The organism is Lentilactobacillus diolivorans DSM 14421, from assembly GCF_001434255.1.
Taxonomy (GTDB): Bacteria; Bacillota; Bacilli; order Lactobacillales; family Lactobacillaceae; genus Lentilactobacillus; species Lentilactobacillus diolivorans.
Window position 1 is genome coordinate 1 of sequence record NZ_AZEY01000091.1, and the last position, 921, is coordinate 921.

General features: G+C 45.7%; 1 protein-coding gene. It reads left to right on the forward strand.

All coding sequences use genetic code 11. The features are described 5' to 3' along the window. Nucleotides 1–92: 92 nt before the first annotated feature. The coding region (locus tag FC85_RS11410; RefSeq protein ID WP_157051291.1) for an ISL3 family transposase at nt 93–921 on the forward strand (829 nt) is incomplete at its 3' end.

Sequence of the window (921 nt, forward strand, 5' to 3'; positions counted from 1 at the left end):
GTATATTATTATTGAACAAAAAACGGGCATTTCCTGTCCGTTCATCAAAACCAACTACCACGAAGATTTTAGAGAAAGAAGGAAATGTCCTTATGAATGATGATACTACAAAATTATTGTTAAACATAGCCGATGACCATCTTGAAATTGAAAGCAGTGTCCGCCGGGCTGACGGTGCGATTCGCCTCACTGGCCGCTTGGATTACCGTCCGCGGGCTTGCGCCCACTGTGGAATTGTGAACCAAGGGCAAATCATTCGTTATGGCTGGCGTCAAACGACGGTCCGCTTCGCTAAAATCCAAGATAATGATGTGCTGTTACACTTACGACGACGTAATTTTTACTGTAAGGAATATCAACGGACGTTTTTGGCTCAGACGCCGCTGGTTCCGAGGCACTGCACGATCTCCAATCCAACTCGGCAAGCCTGCCTGGAAAAGCTGGCCGAACCTGTATCGTTAAAACACATTGCCAATGAGTTATCGACTTCCGACACCTTTGTGGGCCGGCAACTCATGCGCGCTGAGCGCGATTTTCAGCCTAATTGGCATTATCTACCCACCGTTATTCTCATGGATGAAGTTAAAACAACCAAATCAGCGACGGATGCCATGAGCTTTGAATTCATGGATGCCGAAACCCATGAATTGATTGATTTATTAGCCTTTCGAACGATCCATCGGCTGGAGACATACTTTCGCCAGTATGATCAAGCAGCTCGCGAAGGGGTCACCATGATTGTCACTGATATGAACTATACCTACCCCAAACTGATTCAAACGGTCTTTCCCAATGCCGTGGTCGTCATTGATAAGTTTCATATTATTCAAGCCCTTAATCGGGCTTTTAATAAAACTCGAATTCGCCTGATGAAACAGCTAAACAAGACTTCCCGTGACTATCGGGCTCTGAAGCGTTACT